This window comes from Methanohalobium sp. (assembly GCF_018609725.1).
GTDB lineage: Archaea > Halobacteriota > Methanosarcinia > Methanosarcinales > Methanosarcinaceae > Methanohalobium.
Map to the genome: position 1 here is coordinate 1 of NZ_JAHENT010000056.1, position 18,276 is coordinate 18,276.

Below are 18,276 nucleotides of genomic sequence, written 5' to 3' on the forward strand. Positions count from 1 at the left end.
CCCCCTGCCCTGAAACCATGTCTGTCAAATTCCACGATAGCCATGTTGTTTTCATGTATGTGCAGCACTCTGGCATTGACTGCTTCATAGGGTGAATGTTCGGCATATTCTCCATACATCACTCCAAGGTTTAAGTAATCCCCTACTTTTGTTTCAGGAGGAACATTAACCCACATAAGGTCAAGAGGCTTTAATGTGTCTACCAATTCTGGTATGTCTTTCGGTGCGCGGTGGTTATGGGCGAGTCCTCTTATCATGAGTTCATGATAAATTTCCAGATAAGTGGGCTGGGTCAATGCAGCCTTTTTTAGAGCATTTGAATCGCTCAATGCATTATCTGGTGTGCCTTCATTTATTACTTCACTGTTTGACATCAGGTAAACATAATCCGCCCATTTATAAGCAAGGTCAACATTGTGGGTGGAGATTATGATGGTTTTTCCAAAATGGTTATACTCGTTTAACAAATCCAGTAATTCATCTGCACCGACTGGGTCAAGATTGGAGAGGGGTTCATCCAGGATAACAACTTCAGGGTCCATTGCCACTACACCTGCAATAGCGACCCGTTTCTTTTGGCCTCCACTCAGATGATGAGGCGGTTTGTCTTTAAGATGTTTGAGTCCCATATATTCAAGGGTGCTGTTTACTACTTCATCCACTTCATCTTTTGAGTATCCAAGATTTGTAGGTCCAAATCCTACATCCTGATATATTGTCGGAGCAAATATTTGGTCATCTGGGTTCTGGAATACAATGCCCACATTTTTACGGATTTCTCGGAGGGATTTGGAATCATATTTTATAGGTTCATCATGGTAGAGTATTTTCCCTTCATCTGGTTCAAGAGTCCCGTTTAAAAGTAAAAAAAGAGTTGATTTGCCGGAACCGTTCCTTCCTACAAATGCGATTTTTTTGCCTTTGTTGATTTCTATATCAACATTATTGATAGCAGTGGTTCCGTCCGGATATGTATATTTGAGATTTTTTGTTTCCAGAATCGACATGATTAATCCTCAAACAACAGAGATGTTTTTTGTAAAATAGAAGATAGTCAGGATGAATATGAAGTATAAAGAGGCGGTGATAATTTCTGATAATTCTACCGGTCTTTTTGCATCAAACATCATCATTTTGCCGTTATAACATCTGGAATCCATGGCAAGATACAGTTTTTCACCCTGTTCCCATGACTGTAAAAAAAGCGTACTTACAAGCATACTGAATGAATATATCGAACTTTTCACATCTTTGTATCCAAGCCGGATGGTCTGGGCATATTTAATGGACATCGCCACATCCAGAAATACAAATATATAACGGTAAATCAGCATTGATAGCTCTATAAATGATTCAGGAAGTCGGGTTTTTTTAAGTACTGCAAACAATTCAACCATGGGTGTAGTGAATGCAAGGAAAAAGAGGCAGCACATACCGCTAAAGGTTCTTGAGACTACAAGAGTTGCCATATTTATACCTTCAGAATTTGCTATAAATGGATATCCGAATATATTAAAGGATAAAATCTCACTACCTGAACCAAAAAAGAAAAAAATAACAACAGCACCGGCAAATGCAAAACCCAACGGAGCTGTTAATATTTTAAGATATAATTTCAAGGGGGTTTTTCCCAGAAATACTGTAGCAATACTCATTGACAGTGCTATAAATAATGGTGTAACAGGAGAAGTGGATGACACTCCTACAAGTAACCCAAAGGCTACAATAATCAGTTTGAGCCAGTTGTTTCTATTTCTCAAAGGGCTTATTAATGCATAGTCATCCAGCAGTGTTGTCATGTTAGGCACTCAATTAAAAAGTTAAAGCGTTGCAATTGATTAGTGGCTAAGTATTAAACAGCTTTATTTAAATATTATTTGTCTGGGTTTAAAATAAAAGAAGTAAAAGTCTTTTAAAAATAAGACTTTTGAATTAAGTATTAATCATTGGACTGTTTTTTTCCTTTGCCTTTATAGTATCCCATGAAGAAACCAATTATCAAAGCACCAATCGCAGCCTGGAAACCAAAGAGCAAACTTTCAATTTCTCCGGAAGGAGGTTCCCATACCGGATTGGCTATAGGGTCATAGTCAGGAGCTATATCTTGAATAACTCCTTCTGCTTCACCATCTGCACCGCCGAAAGCTGCGTCTGTGGTGGATGATACATAAAGGAATTGAGCGGTGAAAAGAACAACCAGAACAGCTACAATGATTTCCAGTTTCATGCTGTCACCCCTTTGAGTTTGCGTACACCTTCTTTACTGATTGCATTGAGTTTGATAAGAGCCTCACTTTTGAGCTGCACGATGTATTTGAATATCAGCGTTGTAACTGCACCCTCCATTATTGCAAGTGGTACTTGGGTAACAGCAAATATGCCGGCAAACGCTTTGAAAGACCCTAAAATTCCGCCGGTTTCAGCCGGAAATGCCAGTGATAATTGTGAAGCCGTTGCAACATACGTAGCCCAGTCAGCAAAAGTAGCCGCCAGAAATACAACTGCGTAGGCATTAAAATTGAATTTCATACCTGCTTTATAGATGGCATATCCTACAAGCGGTCCTATGATACCCATGGCAAAAACATTTGCTCCAAGAGTTGTCAAACCGCCGTGAGCAAGGAAAATTGCCTGGTAAAGAAGGACAATTGTAGACAAGACTGCTGTAACAGCGGGTCCAAAAAGGATGGCTCCAAGCCCGGTTCCTGTAGGATGTGAACAGCTACCTGTAACAGAAGGTAGTTTTAGGGATGAAAGCACAAATATGAATGCACCAGCTACTGCCAGCAGCGGTAGGATCTCACGTTTATATTCCACCATTTTGTTCAGTTTATAGATACCAAACATTATTACCGGTATCGAAATGGCAAACCAGAGTTGCCACCAAGGAGTCGGTAAAAAACCTTCCATTATGTGCATAAATACATCACCTTTTTTTAACAACTAAAATTGATTTAAATTAAGTTATCCTGATTACTTGTATAAATTACAGATTTTAACCTTTATTTAAACACTTTTTTTCTGGTAACAAATATTACCCAAATAGATAACAATAATATAAAAAATAATTATTTTTGTACAATCATTATGCAGTAGAGTTTGGATTGTACTTCAGGTGGTTTGGTCTTGTTGCCACCAGTTATACGTTCATTCGGATAACCCAGTTCTTCACAGGTATAAATATCTGCATTTATATCAAGTTCATTAAGAACTTCTGCAACTTCATTTGGTCCAAAAGATGCATCAGGGAGCAAAAGTACATTTTTTCCAAGTTTTAATTCCTGTACAAGAAGATGTTTTGAATGATTTCCCCCTCTACCATGGGCAGTAATTGCGGCAAGATTTGTCATATTAACACCGAGCCGTGCACATGCCAGGTGAAGGGACGATATACCCGGAATTATCCTATCGTTTTTGCTGGCATATTTTCCCAGTCCTGAAAAAAGAGGGTCACCTGTTGAAAGAATAACAGCATCATCTGGAAGAAGATGAAGGTTTTTGTAATCTCTAATTTTATTGGCTTTTCCGGTTATGTATTGTTCAGCAGTTTCAATAGCACGCTTTGAACCATATACAACAGGAGCATTTTTTATAGCTTCGATAGCTTCTTCTGTCAGCATACCGGGACCGACACCTACACCCACTATAATCATTTATCTCCCTCGCTGTCTTTTATAATTTCACCTTCTCTGTTAACAATGACTACTCTGGCACCTTCTGCTTTTTTAATGGTTTTTTCAAAGGATTCCTGCAACCTGATTCCTTCGGGTTCTTTTTTCACAAGTTCTGATACTGTTGAGTATCCACTCCCAGTTAATATATCGGGATCTCCCCATTTAAGGATGAGTCCCGGTAATCCACAGATTATGACGTTACCAGTAGCGGCTTCAAGCCCTTCTGAAATTCTGCTTCCAAAAAGTACCACTGTATAATCTGGAAATAGCATAGTGGAAAATCTTACCCCTATACGACCGGTAGTAATGACTACTTTTGAAGCGGTCTTGAGTAAATCTTCCTTCATTTCACCCAGATGGTCACTCCAGGGTTCAACAAATCCGGTGCTACCCAGTATTGATATACCGCCTGTGATACCAATCCTATCATTGAGGGTGTTTCTTGCGACATCAGCACCTCTTGGTAGTGATATTTTTACCCTGACACCATTAATTCCCAGTTCTTCAACCGCTTCGCAAACGGAATTCTGTATTTGCTGCATAGGTCGGGGGTTAATAGCCGGATTTCCTTTTTTAATCTGAAGACCGTCTTGGATAACAGTACCAATCCCTTCTCCTGCAAATATGGATGTTTCATCGGATTCCATAGCATACGCTTCAAATTCTATACCTCTTGTGATATCGGATTCATGGTCGTTATTAAGTTTTGAAACTACTGAATGACCATGGTGGGCATCGACTTCCATCCGGGCTCTAAGTCCTACTGGAGTGGGAACTGTAACTGAATCTACATCTTTTCTTAGTGACAGAACAGCTGCTTTTGCAGCGATAGCTGCTGTAGTACCTGTTGTATATCCTCTTTTCAATATCGAACCATCACTTAACACGACAAGAAGACCGTTTTTTATACCTTCAATCAGTTCTTCGCGGGGTATACTGGCACGTTCTATCCATTCATCTGGGATTTTTGTATTGTTTACTGGGTCAATCATTGCTGAACATTCGAAATATTGGATTATAAATATAGCGATTTAACTGTTTTCACCTGTTCGTTTAAACATCCTGTACAGTTCATCCCTTGTAAATGATAGCATAGTGGGGCGTCCATGTGGGCAGGTATAGGGATTCTGGGTATTTTTAAGCTGTACAATCAGATTTTCCATTTGTTCTGTATTGCAAATATGACCTGCTTTGATAGCGCTTCTGCAGGCTATGGTTTTACACATATAATCATAAATGCCAACATCATTTTTTATCCTACCGGCAGACAGAATTTCAGAAATCAGGTCATGCACGGTATCGGGTTTTTCTATGTTGCCGAAAATAACAGGAACAGAAGTGATAATATAGGTGCTGGGTCCAAACTCAGATATAGCAAATCCGAAATCTTCCAGATAGGGGATATATTCTTCCATCAGAACTTTTTCCTTAACACTCAACTCAAGGGTTATAGGTGAAATTAGCTCCTGACAGTCAGGGTTTTTCGAATTGCGGATGTGTTCATACATTATACGCTCGTGAGCAGCGTGCTGGTCTATAAGTACCAGTCTAGAATCCATCTCAGCAACAATATATAATTCATCCACCTGCCCCAATATTTTCAGGTCACTGGACTCAGATTGAAGTTGAATACCTGATGATTGTTTGGGTATTTGAGATTCTTTTTTATCGTTTTCTTCAGTAGTCAGTCTTTCAGAGCGTTTCAGCCGTTTTTCAGTGTCCTTTATTGATGAAACGTTATTGTCAGATTTTAGATGTTTTTTATCGCCAGTTTTAGATTTTTTGTATTTTGCAGGTTTTTCCCGGATTATATTGTCCTTGCTGACTTGACTTTTATTGCCAACTTCTTTGATATTAAGCTGTACAGAAGTTTCCTGATTTTTATCATTTTCTTTCTTGTTGACACTGGGGGTAAGTTCAGCCTGTTCAAGTGCTGTTTTAACGGATTCGGATATAGCATCCATGATGTCCTGTTCATGGCTAAGTCTTACATGGCTTTTTCTTGGGTGTACATTAATATCTACTTCTTCAGGATTAATTTGGATGTTTAGGACTGCAGCAGGATACCGACCTTTAGGCAAAAGGGTATAATATCCTGTTCTTAATGCGTTGCTGATGGCTCTGGATGATACACTGCGGTTGTTTATAAAAAAGGACTGGAAATCAGTACCACTTCTTGTGAATTCAGGTTTTGAAATATATCCTGATACCCTGATAAGTTCAGATTCATGGTCGACAGGTATCATCGACCTTGCCACATCACGTCCGTAAACATGAACGATGTTATCAAACAGGTTGCCAGATGAGGGAGTATGTAGTACATTTCTTCCATTGTTTGTAAGTGTAAATGATACATGGATGTTTCCAAGTGCCTGTTTCGAAACAGTATCTGTAATATGGGCAAGTTCAGTTCTTTTGCTTTTGAGATATTTTCTGCGTGCAGGGGTGTTATAGAAAAGGTCAGAAACCTCCACAGATGTGCCGGCTGATGCACCAGTTTCTGAAACATCATTTATCCCTTCAGGCTGGATAACAATCTTTGTACCTGCAAGGTCGTCCTTTTGTCTGGTTATCATTTCAACTTTTGAGACCGAAGCAATGGATGATAGTGCTTCACCTCTAAAACCCAGCGTTGTTGTTGAATAGAGGTCTTCAAGTTTCCATATTTTGCTGGTGGCGTGTTTTGTAAAAGCAAGACGGGCATCATCATAACTCATACCGGTACCGTTGTCAGAGACAGTAATATATTTAGCTCCCCCTTCTTTGACGTCTATCTTTATTTCTGTAGCACCGGAATCTATTGAGTTTTCTATTAATTCTTTAACAACAGATGCGGGACGTTCAATCACTTCTCCCGCCGCAATTTTATTTATTGTACTGTCATCAAGGATATGTATTCTGAAATTATCCATTTCTTATTTTTCTCCATTGGATTCTATTTTCTTTTGGAGCTCGTTTAACTTGTTCAATGCATCTATCGGTGTTAATTCATTGGTGTTTAGGTCTTTAAGTTCATTGACAACAGGATGTGGTTCATCTTCTTTATCATTCTGTTCCTGAGACTGATCGGGGTCGAAAAAAACCAGTTGGGTATATTTTTTCATCTTATTCTTTTTGTTGTCTTCATCACCTATAGATGCATTCTTTTCGATATCTTTTAATATTTCCCTGGCTCTGCTGGTTACTTTTTTAGGAACACCTGCATAACGTGCAACCTGTATCCCATAACTTTTATCAGTAGCACCTGGGACAATTTTTCTCAAAAATACTAGGTTGTCACCTTCCTCTTTAACTGCGATGTGATAGTTGCTAACTCTTTTGAGTTTGTTCTCAAGATCTGTAAGTTGGTGATAATGAGTAGCAAAAAGCGATCTTACACCCACTCCGTCTTTTTTATGGATGTATTCCACAACAGCCTTTGCGATACTGTATCCATCAAATGTGCTGGTACCTCTACCGATTTCATCAAGTAGAACAAGGCTTTTAGGAGTTGCATTATTTAAAATATTGGCAAGTTCAACCATCTCCACCATAAATGTACTTTGTCCACTTGCAAGGTCATCAAAAGCACCAACTCTTGTAAACACCCTGTCTACAATTCCGATGGATGCATAAGAGGCAGGAACAAAAGAACCTGCCTGTGCCATTATAGTTATTAGTGCATTCTGGCGCATATAAGTAGACTTACCTGCCATATTGGGGCCGGTAATCAATAAAAATTGATTATCTGTGCAGTTCATTTCACAATCGTTTGCAACAAACCCACTGTCAACTTTGTTTTCGACCACTGGATGACGACCTTCGCGTATGGTGATGTCACAGCCATCTGTAACTTCAGGTCTTACGTAGTTGTTGTTAACAGCAATTTCGGCAAGGTTTGCCAGTACATCCAGATTTCCGATAAGGGTTGCAGTACGTTGCAGGTTCTTTGAATGCGATGCCACTTTTGAATTTATATCGGTAAACAGGTCATACTCAAGAGATACGATTTTTTCATCGGCTGATATAATCATATTCTCGCGTTCTTTCAACTCCGGTGTATAGAAACGTTCAGCGTTTGCCATTGTCTGCTTCCGGATATAATCATCTGGTACGTATTTTATATTGGGTTTTGTGACTTCTATATAGTATCCAAAAACCCTGTTGTATCCAACTTTGAGTGAATTTATGCTTGTTCTTTCCCTTTCTTGTTTCTGGAATGAAGCAATCCATTCTTTGGAGTGTTTGGATAAATCCTTGAGTTCGTCCAGTTCTTCACTGTAACCCGGTTTAATAAGTCCGCCTTCCCTTACAGTTGCGGGAGGTTCATCTGTAATACCCTTTTCAATCAGTTCTGTTATATCTTCCAGTTCTGTAAATGATGAAAGCTCGTTTTGTATCTCTTTCAGGATATCCGATTGGTTACACTCCTTTAGGCATCCATTGATATCGGGCACAACTTCCAGTGACTTTTTAAGAGCGACAAGGTCTCTGGCGTTGGAATTACCATAAACAATGCGGCCAATCAGGCGTTCTACGTCCTTTACATAGGACAGATATGACCTCAGGTCGAAACGTACAAGGGTTTCCTCTGTTAAATTCTGAACCGCATCAAGGCGTCGGTTAATTTTATCTATTGATATCAGGGGTTTTACAAGCCATTTTTGTAGTAATCTGCTCCCCATGGGTGTTTTTGTGTCATCAAGGACTTTGAGAATAGTAGCATCATTACCTTCACCGCGTACACTTTTGATGACCTCCAGATTTCTCAGGGTTATGGAATCCAGAACCATGAAATCTGAATCTGAATAGCTCTTTAACGTATGTACATGTCCAAGTTCCCTCATCTGGGTTTCAAGAGCGTATTGGAGTGTTGCCCCAGATGCTGAAATTGCAAGTGGCAGGTCATCGCATTCCATACCTTTTAAAGTGGATACATTAAAATGCTGAAGTAATTGTGACCTTGCTGTGTTTGTCTCAAAAGCGCTGGAATCATATTCATGAAGGGTTATTTTCATGTCCTTCAGACGCTGTGCAATTTCTGAATTATTATATAGATAGGGTGGAAGAATGCATTCTGCGGGTCTCATCCGAGCAATTTCACTTGCAATTCGGTCATATGGTGGTTCATCGGATAATTGTGTGGTGAGGAATTCTCCAGTGGAAACATCTAAAAACGATAAACCAAACTCGTTATTCTTTTCAGAAATTGCCATTAGATAATTATTAGCAGCATCTGTAATCATAGTAGAGTCGATAGCTGTTCCCGGTGTGACAACCCTTACAACTCCCCGTTTAACAACACCCTTGGCTTCTTTTGGATCTTCCAGTTGTTCACAGATTGCTACTTTGTATCCTTTTTTAATAAGTCTTGGTAAATAATTATCAACAGCATGATATGGAATACCAGCAAGAGGTCTTTTTTCACCTTTTTTATTTCCGTTACGGTTTGTTAATGTAATTTCAAGTTCTTCAGAAACAGTTTTAGCATCTTCATCAAAACATTCGTAGAAGTCGCCCATTCTGAAAAACAATAATGCATCACTGTATTTGTTCTTCATTTCATAATATTGTTGCATAGCAGGTGTTTGCTTGCTCATTTTAAACTCCGCAGACAAAATTGGTTTTAAATATTATCTATAACAAGTAAATATATTTCTTTTCCCAGAGATTTATAAAAATTAAGAATCAGGAATTTCGGGTTACAGTAGGGCTGGATTATTCGGTGAAAATAAATGTCCAGCTGAAGTTATTTAAAAATACTGGTTAGCTGTTTATGTGAAAATAGGAATACAAACCCCCTGTAACAGAGTATTGGGTGAATTATTCTACCAGTTTTTTTGTGATTTCTGCTACGCGTTTTCCCTGAAAATGGGCTATATTAAGCTCATTTTCGCTTGGCTGTCGGCTTCCATCAGGTGATGCGATTGTTGAAGCACCATAAGGACTGCCGCCTGTAATCTCATCAATGGTCATCTGTCTGAGAATTGTTGATTCCTGACCGCCATGTTGGGTAGCACTGGATGTAAAAACACTTCCTACTTTGCCTATGAGGTCTCCATTTACCCATAATTCACCGGTGGCATCAAATAATGTCCGCATTTGAGCGGTCATCATACCAAAACGTGTTGGAGTGCCAAATATTAGACCATCGGCCTCTTTCAGTGTATCCAGTGTAGCAGTCGGTATGTGGGAAAAACTTTTCTTTGATTCAAGAGCCCTTTTCTTTTCCAAAATTTCATCTGAAAGCGTTTCTTCAACCTGATAGATATTTACATCTGAACCTTCAACTTCTCTGGCACCTTCGGCAACATCTTCAGCCATTTGGTAGATATGCCCGAATAAACTGTGAAATATAATATTAATTTTCATTTTATTTGTACTCCCCTTTTAAGAACAATACAATTACCAGTCCTTACAAAATTTGTTGTAGTGCTTTGCTTATGTAATTTTGGCAATATGTAGGGTTTAAAAATATAGATATTATGTGTTCTAATCCAACACTAGCAAGTTACACTATAAGTCTTTTCTTCATGAGGTTTACGGATAGTACAAAAAGAATCAGTGAAGCTGCGGCTATCCACACAAAATTTCCCAACATAATGATGTCTAATGAACCGGTAGTCAATGACCTTATAATCATTACAATATGCGTTAAAGGGAGAATTGCATAGGCGAGATATTGAAGAATCTGGGGTAAAAGTGAAAGTGGGAAAAACGTACCGCTGAAAAGGAACATAGGGGTTATAAAAAGTATAGATGGGTAAGTGAGTGTGTTTATATTCGGAGAAATAGAAGTAAAACACATTCCAAGACATGCAAAAAGAAAACCTGAAACGAACGAGAACGGTATAATTAGTAGTGAATGAGGATACTCAGCCAGACCCATGATACTGACAATTATCACTACAAGTGTAGCGTTAATTGTACTTCTAGTAGCACCCCACAACATTTCACCGGTGATCACTTCTTCTATGGTCAGTGGAGTTGCTATGATGGCGTCAAAGGTTTTTTGATAGTACATTCTGACATATGAACCGAACGTACATTCAAAAAAAGAAGCATACATCATGGATACCGCTATCATTGCCGGCGCAATGAATTCAATATACGAAACACCTTCTATGTTGTTTATATAGGTTCCAAGTCCAAGACCAATAGCGAATAAATACAGTAGTGGACTAAGTAGTGGAGGTAGCAGATTAACTTTTAGGGTAGTCATAAAAACGTCCTTGTTCCGAAGCCAGACTTTTAAAACCCTGTAACTTAAACTTGGTAGTTTAAAATAGGACATAATCGACATAAGTTCACTCTCTCAGTTTCCTGCCTGTAAGTTTTAAAAAGACGTCTTCAAGTGTGGCTGAACGGACTGTTATTTTTTCGAATTTACACTCCTTCATTAGTCGGTCTGAGATATCTTTAGGTTCATTTGTATATATTTGTACAGTACTATCAAGGGTTTCATAATTGATATCGGTTTTATCCAGACAGGATATAACAGGCTTTGTGTTGTCTACTTCAACTACATCAGAACCTATATACTTTTTAACTATGTTATCAGGGTCTCCTTCAACCAGGATTTTTCCATAATCCATGATAACCAGTCTATCACATAGATACGCTGCCTCTTCCAGATAATGGGTAGTAAGTACAATTGTTACATTTTGCTTTTTTAAACCCCTGATTTTTTCCCATAAAAGATGCCTTGCCTGAGGATCAAGACCCACAGTAGGTTCATCCAGTATCAGTAAACTTGGGTTGTTAACAAGAGCTCTTGCCAGTATCAGACGTCTTTTCATTCCGCCTGATAACATATAAGTCATTACGTCTTTTTTCTCTTCCAGTTGCACAAATTCAAGTAAACTATTGACACGTTCTTTACTTTCCTTTTTTGGAATGTCAAAATATCGAGAATAAACAAATAGGTTTTCATATACAGTAAAATCAGGATCAAGGTTGTTTTCCTGTGGGACAACACCTATGTTTTTTTTTATTTCTTTTTGATGTGTGTTTACGTCCATCCCGAATACTTCAAGTTTACCATCATCCTTGGGTGAGACACATTGTATCATCCTCATGGCAGTGGTTTTACCTGCACCGTTTGGTCCCAGAAATCCGAAAACTTCACTCTCCTCCACTGTAAAACTTATACCTTCAACAGCAACAAGTTCTCCGAATTTCTTTTGCAGGTTTTGAGCAACAATAACTGGAGCTATGAAATCCACCACCTTGGATCCTTAAACATTAACTTTAAGATACAGATGAAATAAAAAGGAAATATAGACATGCAAGTTATTCAGATGTTTCTTTTTCCATTTTTTCCAGTTCTTTTGGAGAAATCTGTTCAAGCTCATCAGGGTTTGTAACATCCTTATGGACAAAAAGCCCACACCAGCAGCGTTTCATTATATCAAAGTGTTTTCTGTTAAAGGGTATGCAGGGACATACAAGTTTCATATCTTCTTCACGGTTTCCTGGAAGAGCCTGACATGGACAGTAAGGAGCGCCCTTTTCCCTTTCAGTCATAACTTCCTGTTCAAGCAGGAAATCAACAAGTTCTTCATCAGGACTGAATTTGTATCCTAGCGGGTCGACTACTCTGGTGAATAATTCTCTCAGTTTATTTTTTCTTCTTTCAGTTCGTGCTTCGGAAGACATATTATAACCCTTTTATTCTTCAATTCCCAGTAGTTCAGCATATTTTTTCGGTTTGTATCCGATAATAACCTCGTCCCCGATTATAACATAAGGTGTGGCTGTGCTTCCCCCTTTACGTTTCATCTCTTGAATTATCCTTTCTTTTTCATTTTCGTCTTTTAATTTGTCGATGTCAACATAATCGTAGGGAATATTCCTTTTGTCAAAGAATTTTTTAGTTTTTTTACACCACGGACATGTGCTGAGCGTATACATGAATACTTTTTCCATCATCTACCCTCTTCAAGATTTACGTATATGCTTCCTTCTGATATTTTTGTCTGGTAAGTTGGAATTTTTATTTCATTTGCAGTAACAAATTCACCGGTTCTGACATCAAATTTCCAGTCATGACAGGGGCATTTTACTATATACCCTTCAAGGGACCCTTTTGACAGCAGGCATTCCATATGTGCACATTTATTTGATAGTGCATAGATTTCCCTGTCTATTTTTACAAGAAGTATAAAGTTGCCGTCTAATTTGATACCTTTTAAACTATAATCCTGTAAACTGCTTTCATCTATTGCAAAAACCCAAGATTCAGTTATCTAATTCCCCCTGAAAAAATTTAAAAGCAATATATTTCTCCCTTATTTAATAATTAACATCAAATATTATTAACTTTTCCTTCCAACCTGATAACTTAGCACTTTTATTGGGGTTAATTTTTAGTGACATGAGCTAGAAACATTTATACTTACTAATGGTGGGAGTGTATGCACTTAAACAACATTAAACTAATTGTATTGCTATTCTTTTTGATGTTTATATTCATATCTGGATGTGTCAGCAGTCCTCCTCAAACAAATAATTTAACAGAAGAGGAGATCGCACAGGGAATTGAGCTTACAGAGGATGGACAAAAATACCTTGTGCACCCTGATAAACTGGCTTCTGGAGGACCTGGTAAAGATGGAATTCCATCGATAGACAATCCAACGTACAACACAGTTGATGAGGCTGACAGATATCTAAGCGATGATGAACTTGTGATGGCTCTCAACTATAATGGCAAAAAGCGGGTTTATCCCTTGCAGATTATGGTCTGGCATGAGATAGTCAATGATGATATAAACGGTCAACCGGTTTTGATAACTTATTGTCCATTATGTGGTTCAACTCTTGCTTTTGAAAGAAAGGTACAGGGAGATGAGGTAGAATTTGGAACATCTGGTAAACTTTATAATTCCAATCTGGTTATGTATGACAGAAAAACCGATACATACTGGGCACAGCTTACAGGGCAGGCTATAGTAGGGGAATTGACGGGCGAGGAATTAACCCCTATCTCAATAGACACCATTTACTGGGGAAACTGGAAGAGAGCTCACCCGGATTCTCAGGTATTGAGCCGGGATACAGGAGCAAGGCGTTCCTACGGGGAAGACCCGTACACAGGTTATTATAATGATAGTTCATTGTTGTTTCCTGTAGAAAACAGGGATGACAGGATCCATCCAAAGGCCGTTGTTTTTAGTATTGAAGTAAATGACAGTTTCAAAGCGTATCAGGAAGATGATTTAAAGAATCAGGGTACAATCAGTGACAATGTCGGTGGAACTGATATTGAAATTGAACGCAATGATATAGGAATAGTAAGCGTAACCAATTTGGATACGGGTGAGAAAATCACTAAAGTAAGAACATTCTGGTTTGCTTGGTATGCTTTTCATCCAGAAACTGCCCTGTATTCAAAATGATGGGGCCGCGGAGATTTGAACTCCGGTCACAAGACCCCCAGCCTTGAAGGATGGTCCAGGCTACCCTACGGCCCCTCAGGTATGAGGTAGCATACAATAGTCGAGGATATTAATATACTTTTCACCATTTTATTTAAAAATTCCATGACCTGTATGCTTTCAGTATATCTTTACCCTCTACAAATACCAGATTGTGTTTTCTGGCGTAGTCCATTGCACCATCTTTGGATAATGCTTTCCCGTTGTTGTCATCAAGCATTTCGCAGACGACCATTGCAGGAGTTATACCAGACATCTTTGCGATAGCTATTGAAAGTTCGGTCTGACCCATTCTTTTATTGACTTCTCCCTCTGCAGCTTTAAGGATTGCAACATGCCCCGGAGACCTGAATTCAGCTCCAAAATCAAAATCTTCACCATTAAGTGTTTTTTGAACAGCTTCTCCGAGTTTATTAATAGTTAATGAACGGTCGTTGTCAGGTATTCCTGTACGAGTATCTCTATGATTTACCCACAATGAAAAGGATGACCGTGTGTCATATTCAAGATCACCGCTCTGCTCAACAATTGACTTGAGAGAATTGTTTGTTCTGGATGCTTCTTTGAGGATATCTGCCATAAAAGGGAGCCCAAAATTGTTAGAAGCACAAAAATCGATGGCTGTACAAATAAGCCCTCCTCCATCTTTTCGCATCCATTTAACATCTGCTGGGGTTATTGATTTAGCAGGTATCGTTAGGTCGGTCTCACCTTCCCGTCCTTCTGAATCATACAGTAGAAAAATCTGCCCGTTTTTTGCGGCATCTATAACTTTTCTGACAGTTTCATTCTGGTTAATGGCTGAATTCATTTTTATTACTCTCATGGATGTTTGTGATTGTTTTGTTTTAACAGGATTTTTACCTCATCCCCATCATTCAGGTTGAGTTTTTTACGCAGGTTAACAGGTGCAATAATTTCCAGCAGGTCGCTTGGATAATGAGAACGTGAAGGCAGGACTATGGCACATTCAATATTTTCAATTATGGCTTTGTAACATTTACCATTCCCAAACGTTCTTTCACCATCAGTAAAGCCTTTTATCTGGGTTGCTGGTAATTCTTCAAGTTTTTCACGTGTATGTTTGCTATAATTTGCCAGACACACATTCAGTGTTCCCGGATATGGCGTAAAGTTTAACTTGTTTTCAAACTGTTTTTTGTATCCATCAAGGTTGATGTAGTATTTCCCTTCCCCCAGTCCATTGACTACATAACCATATAGTTCTATGTCACTTTCATTTTCAAAAATCCTCTGATAATCTGCGTATTCGTCACGAAGCTTTTTTAAACCCTGTTCTGTAACTGTTATCAATTGTCCATCCTGTACAATTTCTCTGTTGATGAGATTTTCCTCATTCAGTTTTTTAAGTATCCTTGCTGCGGTCTTGGAACTTGAAGATATATGCTCTGTAAATTCGCTGGATGATATTTTTATGCAGTCATCAGCAGCACCCAGTAGTGCAAGTTTTTTAAGAGATTCAATAGAACAGGGCATTAATAAACCACCAGTCGACTCATATTTGAGCTGCAGTCATCTCATATGTGAGGCAAGGAATAATAAATGTTTTGACTGGAATATCTGCATAATATGTTATTTTAACCGAGCCAGAATTCCTAAATGGTCTTCATGGTAAGGGTCAAGTTCGCTTCTTTTTAAAATTTCAAACTCCACAGCAAAATTATTTGTAACTTTTTTTACTTCTTCTTTAAATATTTTTTTTGGATTTGCTACGGTATCAATACTTCTGGCTTTTATTGCAAGTAAAAGAAATCCATCTTTTTTGAGAAATGCTTTTGCATTTTTTGCAGCAATTTCTGCTTGATTCGGCTGGGAAACATCCTGAAAAATAACATCCACTTTTTCTACAATATGTGAATAGTGACTCGGTTGTCCGGCATCTGCAAGGACAGGTACTATATTGGGACGCTTTTCACATAACATCACTAAGTCTCGCATTGTTCGGGATGAAAATTCCACAGCATATATCAGCCCATTGGTGGCAATATCAGAAATATGACTGACAGTAGTTCCAGAAGCAGCACCAAGATACAGTACTCTGGATTCAGGGTTGAGAGGAACATTAAATTTTTTTAGAATCATCGCCCCGAATTTGCTGCGGTGTACATCCCATCTTCGGTACTCTACATCATCAACCACTACTAATGGTTCTGAATATACACTATTTCCAGGGTTTAGGTTTCTGGTTGCAAGTTGCTTCTTTTTACCTTTTGAGAGTTCAAAAATACCCTGTGAAATTTCTTTAACGTCCATTTGTGTTCCTGTCCTGTTTAAACTGGATTAGTTTTTTGATTTGTTTTTACCGGGTGGGTATGGATAGGTATTTTTGATATTCTGTATTTTCTCGTCCAGATTAATGGACAATTTATCGTTAACTTCACCAGAATAGTAATCAATTCTTGCAGCAAGGCTTATCTTGGAGGCAAAAGCCCGTGCAATTTTGCCTCTCTGCCACCATGGAGCGTTTTTTATCAATGGATGGTTGAATATAACACCGTGTTTAGGGGATGTTGCACGGGACCGGAGATGTTTGAACAGTGCTTTATTTGCACCTATCACCTGTATAGTACTTGATGGTAGGCTTGCAAGTCTTTCCAGGCTACCTGTCATACTGATAAGTCGAGAACCAAGAAGAGCTCCTGCTATATTGGTCAGGTTCGGAGCCGCGTATTCCATATTTTCCATTATGTAATCCTCGATTTCTTTACGGTTTTTGTAGAGGTTGCAGAGGTTTGTAGCAAAATCTTTGATAACCTTTTCTTCAGAACCTGAAAGCTCAGCTCCCATTGAATTATTTGCTATAGAGTACCACTCATTATCCTGTGTTAAATTCGACTTGGAACCGTGTTTTGCAACAAACTGTGCAAGGTCTTCTGAAGTCAGGTTAAGTTCTGGGAAATACATTCCGTACCATTCAGATAGCCGCTCTGATAGCAGGTTGGTTGTTTCGTCTATATCATCAATTGCTTCAACCGCTTGAATAATCCTGATGTCGATGGTAGTGGCGTTTGAAATCTGGATTTTTGAGGCTTTTATCGCAGATTCCCGAAGTAGGGTTTCATATTCTTCTTCAGAATCCACAAAACCACATTCCAAAGCTGTAGAACGTAAGTCTATTTGTAAACTGCTGGCTTTTGATGGTCTGGAATCTATAATATGTCTGGCGATTGAATCAGGATTTTTTGAACAGAGACTGCATTCTTTAGTTGATATTTTCCTGTCTTTGTCAGTTACAATTGTTCCAAACCATGTTGTAATTTCCAATTCAAACCTCCGATATATTTGCACCTGTATTGTTGGCACTGGTTACTATTGCACGACCACCCACAGTATTATCCAGCATACTCTGTACATCCTCTCGGATTTTTCTGCTTTGTGATTTGCTATCTGAAAATCCAAAAACAGCAGGTCCAAAAGAACTCATGCCACAGCCTTTGGCACCGATATCGTCCATAAATCTGATAAGGTTTTTTATATTTTCGGACTGGATTGCTATTTCACGTTTTTTAAATCCGGTGGATTGTAGGTGGTTTATACCTCTCCCAAAAGCATCAATATCATTTTCCAAAATTGCCGGTATTATCTGCATCAGTATAAGATGTGATATTTCCTGCACTTCATTCAATGGTATCGGGCATTCCTTATTAAAGATGTCGACCTCTTTTGCATCATGAGCACCCTGACCGTGGGGTAGAGCCAGTATTATATCCCAGTCTGGAAAATCATGTCTAAATACTATCGGCGCAGGGTCTGCTTTGCTGGCTGAAGACGGTGAAAAACCTCCTTTTTTATTGAATTTGTGTCCGGCATCGACCAGAAATCCACCGCTTTCAAAGGATGCAACACCTATGCCGGAAGTTCCGCCACGTCCCACTTTTTCTGCTAGTTCTCTAACATCTAATCCAAGATTATATACTTCATTTACTGCAGATGCAGCAGAAAGTGCTGATTGTGTTCCAGACCCAAGACCCACATGAGATGGTATATCATCTTCGATATTCAGGTTAATTCCTTTCCCTTTGGGCAAAACAGATTTTAACGCCATTTTTACGCGTTCATTAAGGGCTGAATTACCAGTTACAGCTATATTGTCTGATTTTTCGGCTGTGAGTTCCGTTTTTGGATAATCAAGGGTGATTCCAAGTCCACCATCAACTCTGCCA

Annotated in this window: 20 protein-coding genes and 1 tRNA gene; 1 reads left to right on the top strand and 20 read right to left on the bottom strand. The window is 38.8% G+C overall.

Features of this window, described 5'->3' with window-relative positions:
• The 14 genes from QZ276_RS03365 to QZ276_RS03430 form a co-directional block, all read right to left on the bottom strand.
• A partial coding sequence (locus tag QZ276_RS03365) for an energy-coupling factor ABC transporter ATP-binding protein (RefSeq protein WP_292485275.1) occupies positions 1–1,007 on the bottom strand: 1,007 nt, incomplete at its 3' end.
• A 9-nt stretch (positions 1,008–1,016) separates the two neighbouring features.
• On the bottom strand, positions 1,017–1,799 hold the full coding sequence (cbiQ, locus tag QZ276_RS03370) for a cobalt ECF transporter T component CbiQ (RefSeq protein ID WP_292485277.1): 783 nt from the start codon (positions 1,797–1,799) through the stop codon (positions 1,017–1,019).
• Positions 1,800–1,939: 140 nt separating this feature from the next.
• Complete coding sequence (locus QZ276_RS03375; protein ID WP_292485280.1) at positions 1,940–2,227, bottom strand: energy-coupling factor ABC transporter substrate-binding protein; 288 nt, start codon at positions 2,225–2,227, stop codon at positions 1,940–1,942.
• Positions 2,224–2,919 (bottom strand): energy-coupling factor ABC transporter permease, encoded by a 696-nt coding sequence (locus QZ276_RS03380; RefSeq protein WP_292485281.1) that lies wholly within the window; start codon positions 2,917–2,919, stop codon positions 2,224–2,226. The genes QZ276_RS03375 and QZ276_RS03380 overlap by 4 nt, the downstream gene beginning before the upstream one ends.
• Positions 2,920–3,068: 149 nt before the next feature.
• Positions 3,069–3,653, bottom strand: coding sequence for a cobalt-precorrin-7 (C(5))-methyltransferase (locus QZ276_RS03385; protein WP_292485283.1), 585 nt, complete (start codon positions 3,651–3,653; stop codon positions 3,069–3,071).
• Positions 3,650–4,666, bottom strand: coding sequence for a cobalt-precorrin-5B (C(1))-methyltransferase (locus tag QZ276_RS03390; RefSeq protein WP_292485285.1), 1,017 nt, complete (start codon positions 4,664–4,666; stop codon positions 3,650–3,652). The genes QZ276_RS03385 and QZ276_RS03390 overlap by 4 nt, the downstream gene beginning before the upstream one ends.
• Before the next feature lie 39 nt (positions 4,667–4,705).
• Positions 4,706–6,586, bottom strand: coding sequence for a DNA mismatch repair endonuclease MutL (mutL, locus tag QZ276_RS03395; RefSeq protein WP_292485287.1), 1,881 nt, complete (start codon positions 6,584–6,586; stop codon positions 4,706–4,708).
• 3 nt (positions 6,587–6,589) lie between these two features.
• On the bottom strand, positions 6,590–9,253 hold the full coding sequence (mutS, locus tag QZ276_RS03400) for a DNA mismatch repair protein MutS (protein WP_292485289.1): 2,664 nt from the start codon (positions 9,251–9,253) through the stop codon (positions 6,590–6,592).
• A gap of 223 nt (positions 9,254–9,476) precedes the next feature.
• A complete protein-coding gene (gene wrbA, locus QZ276_RS03405) occupies positions 9,477–10,025 on the bottom strand; it encodes an NAD(P)H:quinone oxidoreductase (RefSeq protein WP_292485291.1) in 549 nt (182 codons plus the stop codon).
• 139 nt (positions 10,026–10,164) lie between these two features.
• Positions 10,165–10,875, bottom strand: a complete 711-nt coding sequence (locus tag QZ276_RS03410) for an ABC transporter permease (RefSeq protein ID WP_342765696.1) — start codon at positions 10,873–10,875, stop codon at positions 10,165–10,167.
• A gap of 85 nt (positions 10,876–10,960) precedes the next feature.
• Entirely contained in the window at positions 10,961–11,878 is a 918-nt protein-coding gene (locus tag QZ276_RS03415) for an ABC transporter ATP-binding protein (RefSeq protein WP_292485296.1), read from the bottom strand.
• Positions 11,879–11,945: 67 nt separating this feature from the next.
• Positions 11,946–12,311 carry a ferredoxin-thioredoxin reductase catalytic domain-containing protein gene (locus QZ276_RS03420; protein ID WP_292485298.1) on the bottom strand — a complete coding sequence of 122 codons (366 nt, stop codon included), beginning with the start codon at positions 12,309–12,311 and terminating at the stop codon, positions 11,946–11,948.
• A gap of 12 nt (positions 12,312–12,323) precedes the next feature.
• Entirely contained in the window at positions 12,324–12,584 is a 261-nt protein-coding gene (locus QZ276_RS03425) for a glutaredoxin family protein (RefSeq protein WP_292485300.1), read from the bottom strand.
• Positions 12,581–12,901 (bottom strand): Rieske (2Fe-2S) protein, encoded by a 321-nt coding sequence (locus QZ276_RS03430; protein ID WP_292485314.1) that lies wholly within the window; start codon positions 12,899–12,901, stop codon positions 12,581–12,583. The genes QZ276_RS03425 and QZ276_RS03430 overlap by 4 nt, the downstream gene beginning before the upstream one ends.
• Positions 12,902–13,069: 168 nt before the next feature.
• On the opposite strand from QZ276_RS03430, the gene QZ276_RS03435 reads away from it, so the two are divergent.
• Positions 13,070–14,053, top strand: coding sequence for a DUF3179 domain-containing protein (locus tag QZ276_RS03435; RefSeq protein ID WP_292485302.1), 984 nt, complete (start codon positions 13,070–13,072; stop codon positions 14,051–14,053).
• Here the strand turns inward: QZ276_RS03435 and QZ276_RS03440 are convergent.
• The 6 genes from QZ276_RS03440 to QZ276_RS03465 all read right to left on the bottom strand — a co-directional run.
• Positions 14,054–14,128, bottom strand: a tRNA-Pro gene (locus tag QZ276_RS03440).
• A gap of 58 nt (positions 14,129–14,186) precedes the next feature.
• On the bottom strand, positions 14,187–14,918 hold the full coding sequence (gene ribB, locus QZ276_RS03445) for a 3,4-dihydroxy-2-butanone-4-phosphate synthase (RefSeq protein WP_292485304.1): 732 nt from the start codon (positions 14,916–14,918) through the stop codon (positions 14,187–14,189).
• On the bottom strand, positions 14,915–15,589 hold the full coding sequence (locus QZ276_RS03450) for a winged helix-turn-helix domain-containing protein/riboflavin kinase (protein WP_292485306.1): 675 nt from the start codon (positions 15,587–15,589) through the stop codon (positions 14,915–14,917). The genes ribB and QZ276_RS03450 overlap by 4 nt, the downstream gene beginning before the upstream one ends.
• A 96-nt stretch (positions 15,590–15,685) precedes the next feature.
• Positions 15,686–16,366: a fibrillarin-like rRNA/tRNA 2'-O-methyltransferase gene (locus QZ276_RS03455; RefSeq protein WP_292485308.1), complete on the bottom strand. Its 681-nt coding sequence runs from the start codon at positions 16,364–16,366 to the stop codon at positions 15,686–15,688.
• Between the two features lie 27 nt (positions 16,367–16,393).
• On the bottom strand, positions 16,394–17,377 hold the full coding sequence (locus QZ276_RS03460; protein ID WP_292485310.1) for an NOP5/NOP56 family protein: 984 nt from the start codon (positions 17,375–17,377) through the stop codon (positions 16,394–16,396).
• Between the two features lies 1 nt (position 17,378).
• A partial coding sequence (locus QZ276_RS03465) for a beta-ribofuranosylaminobenzene 5'-phosphate synthase (protein WP_292485312.1) occupies positions 17,379–18,276 on the bottom strand: 898 nt, incomplete at its 5' end.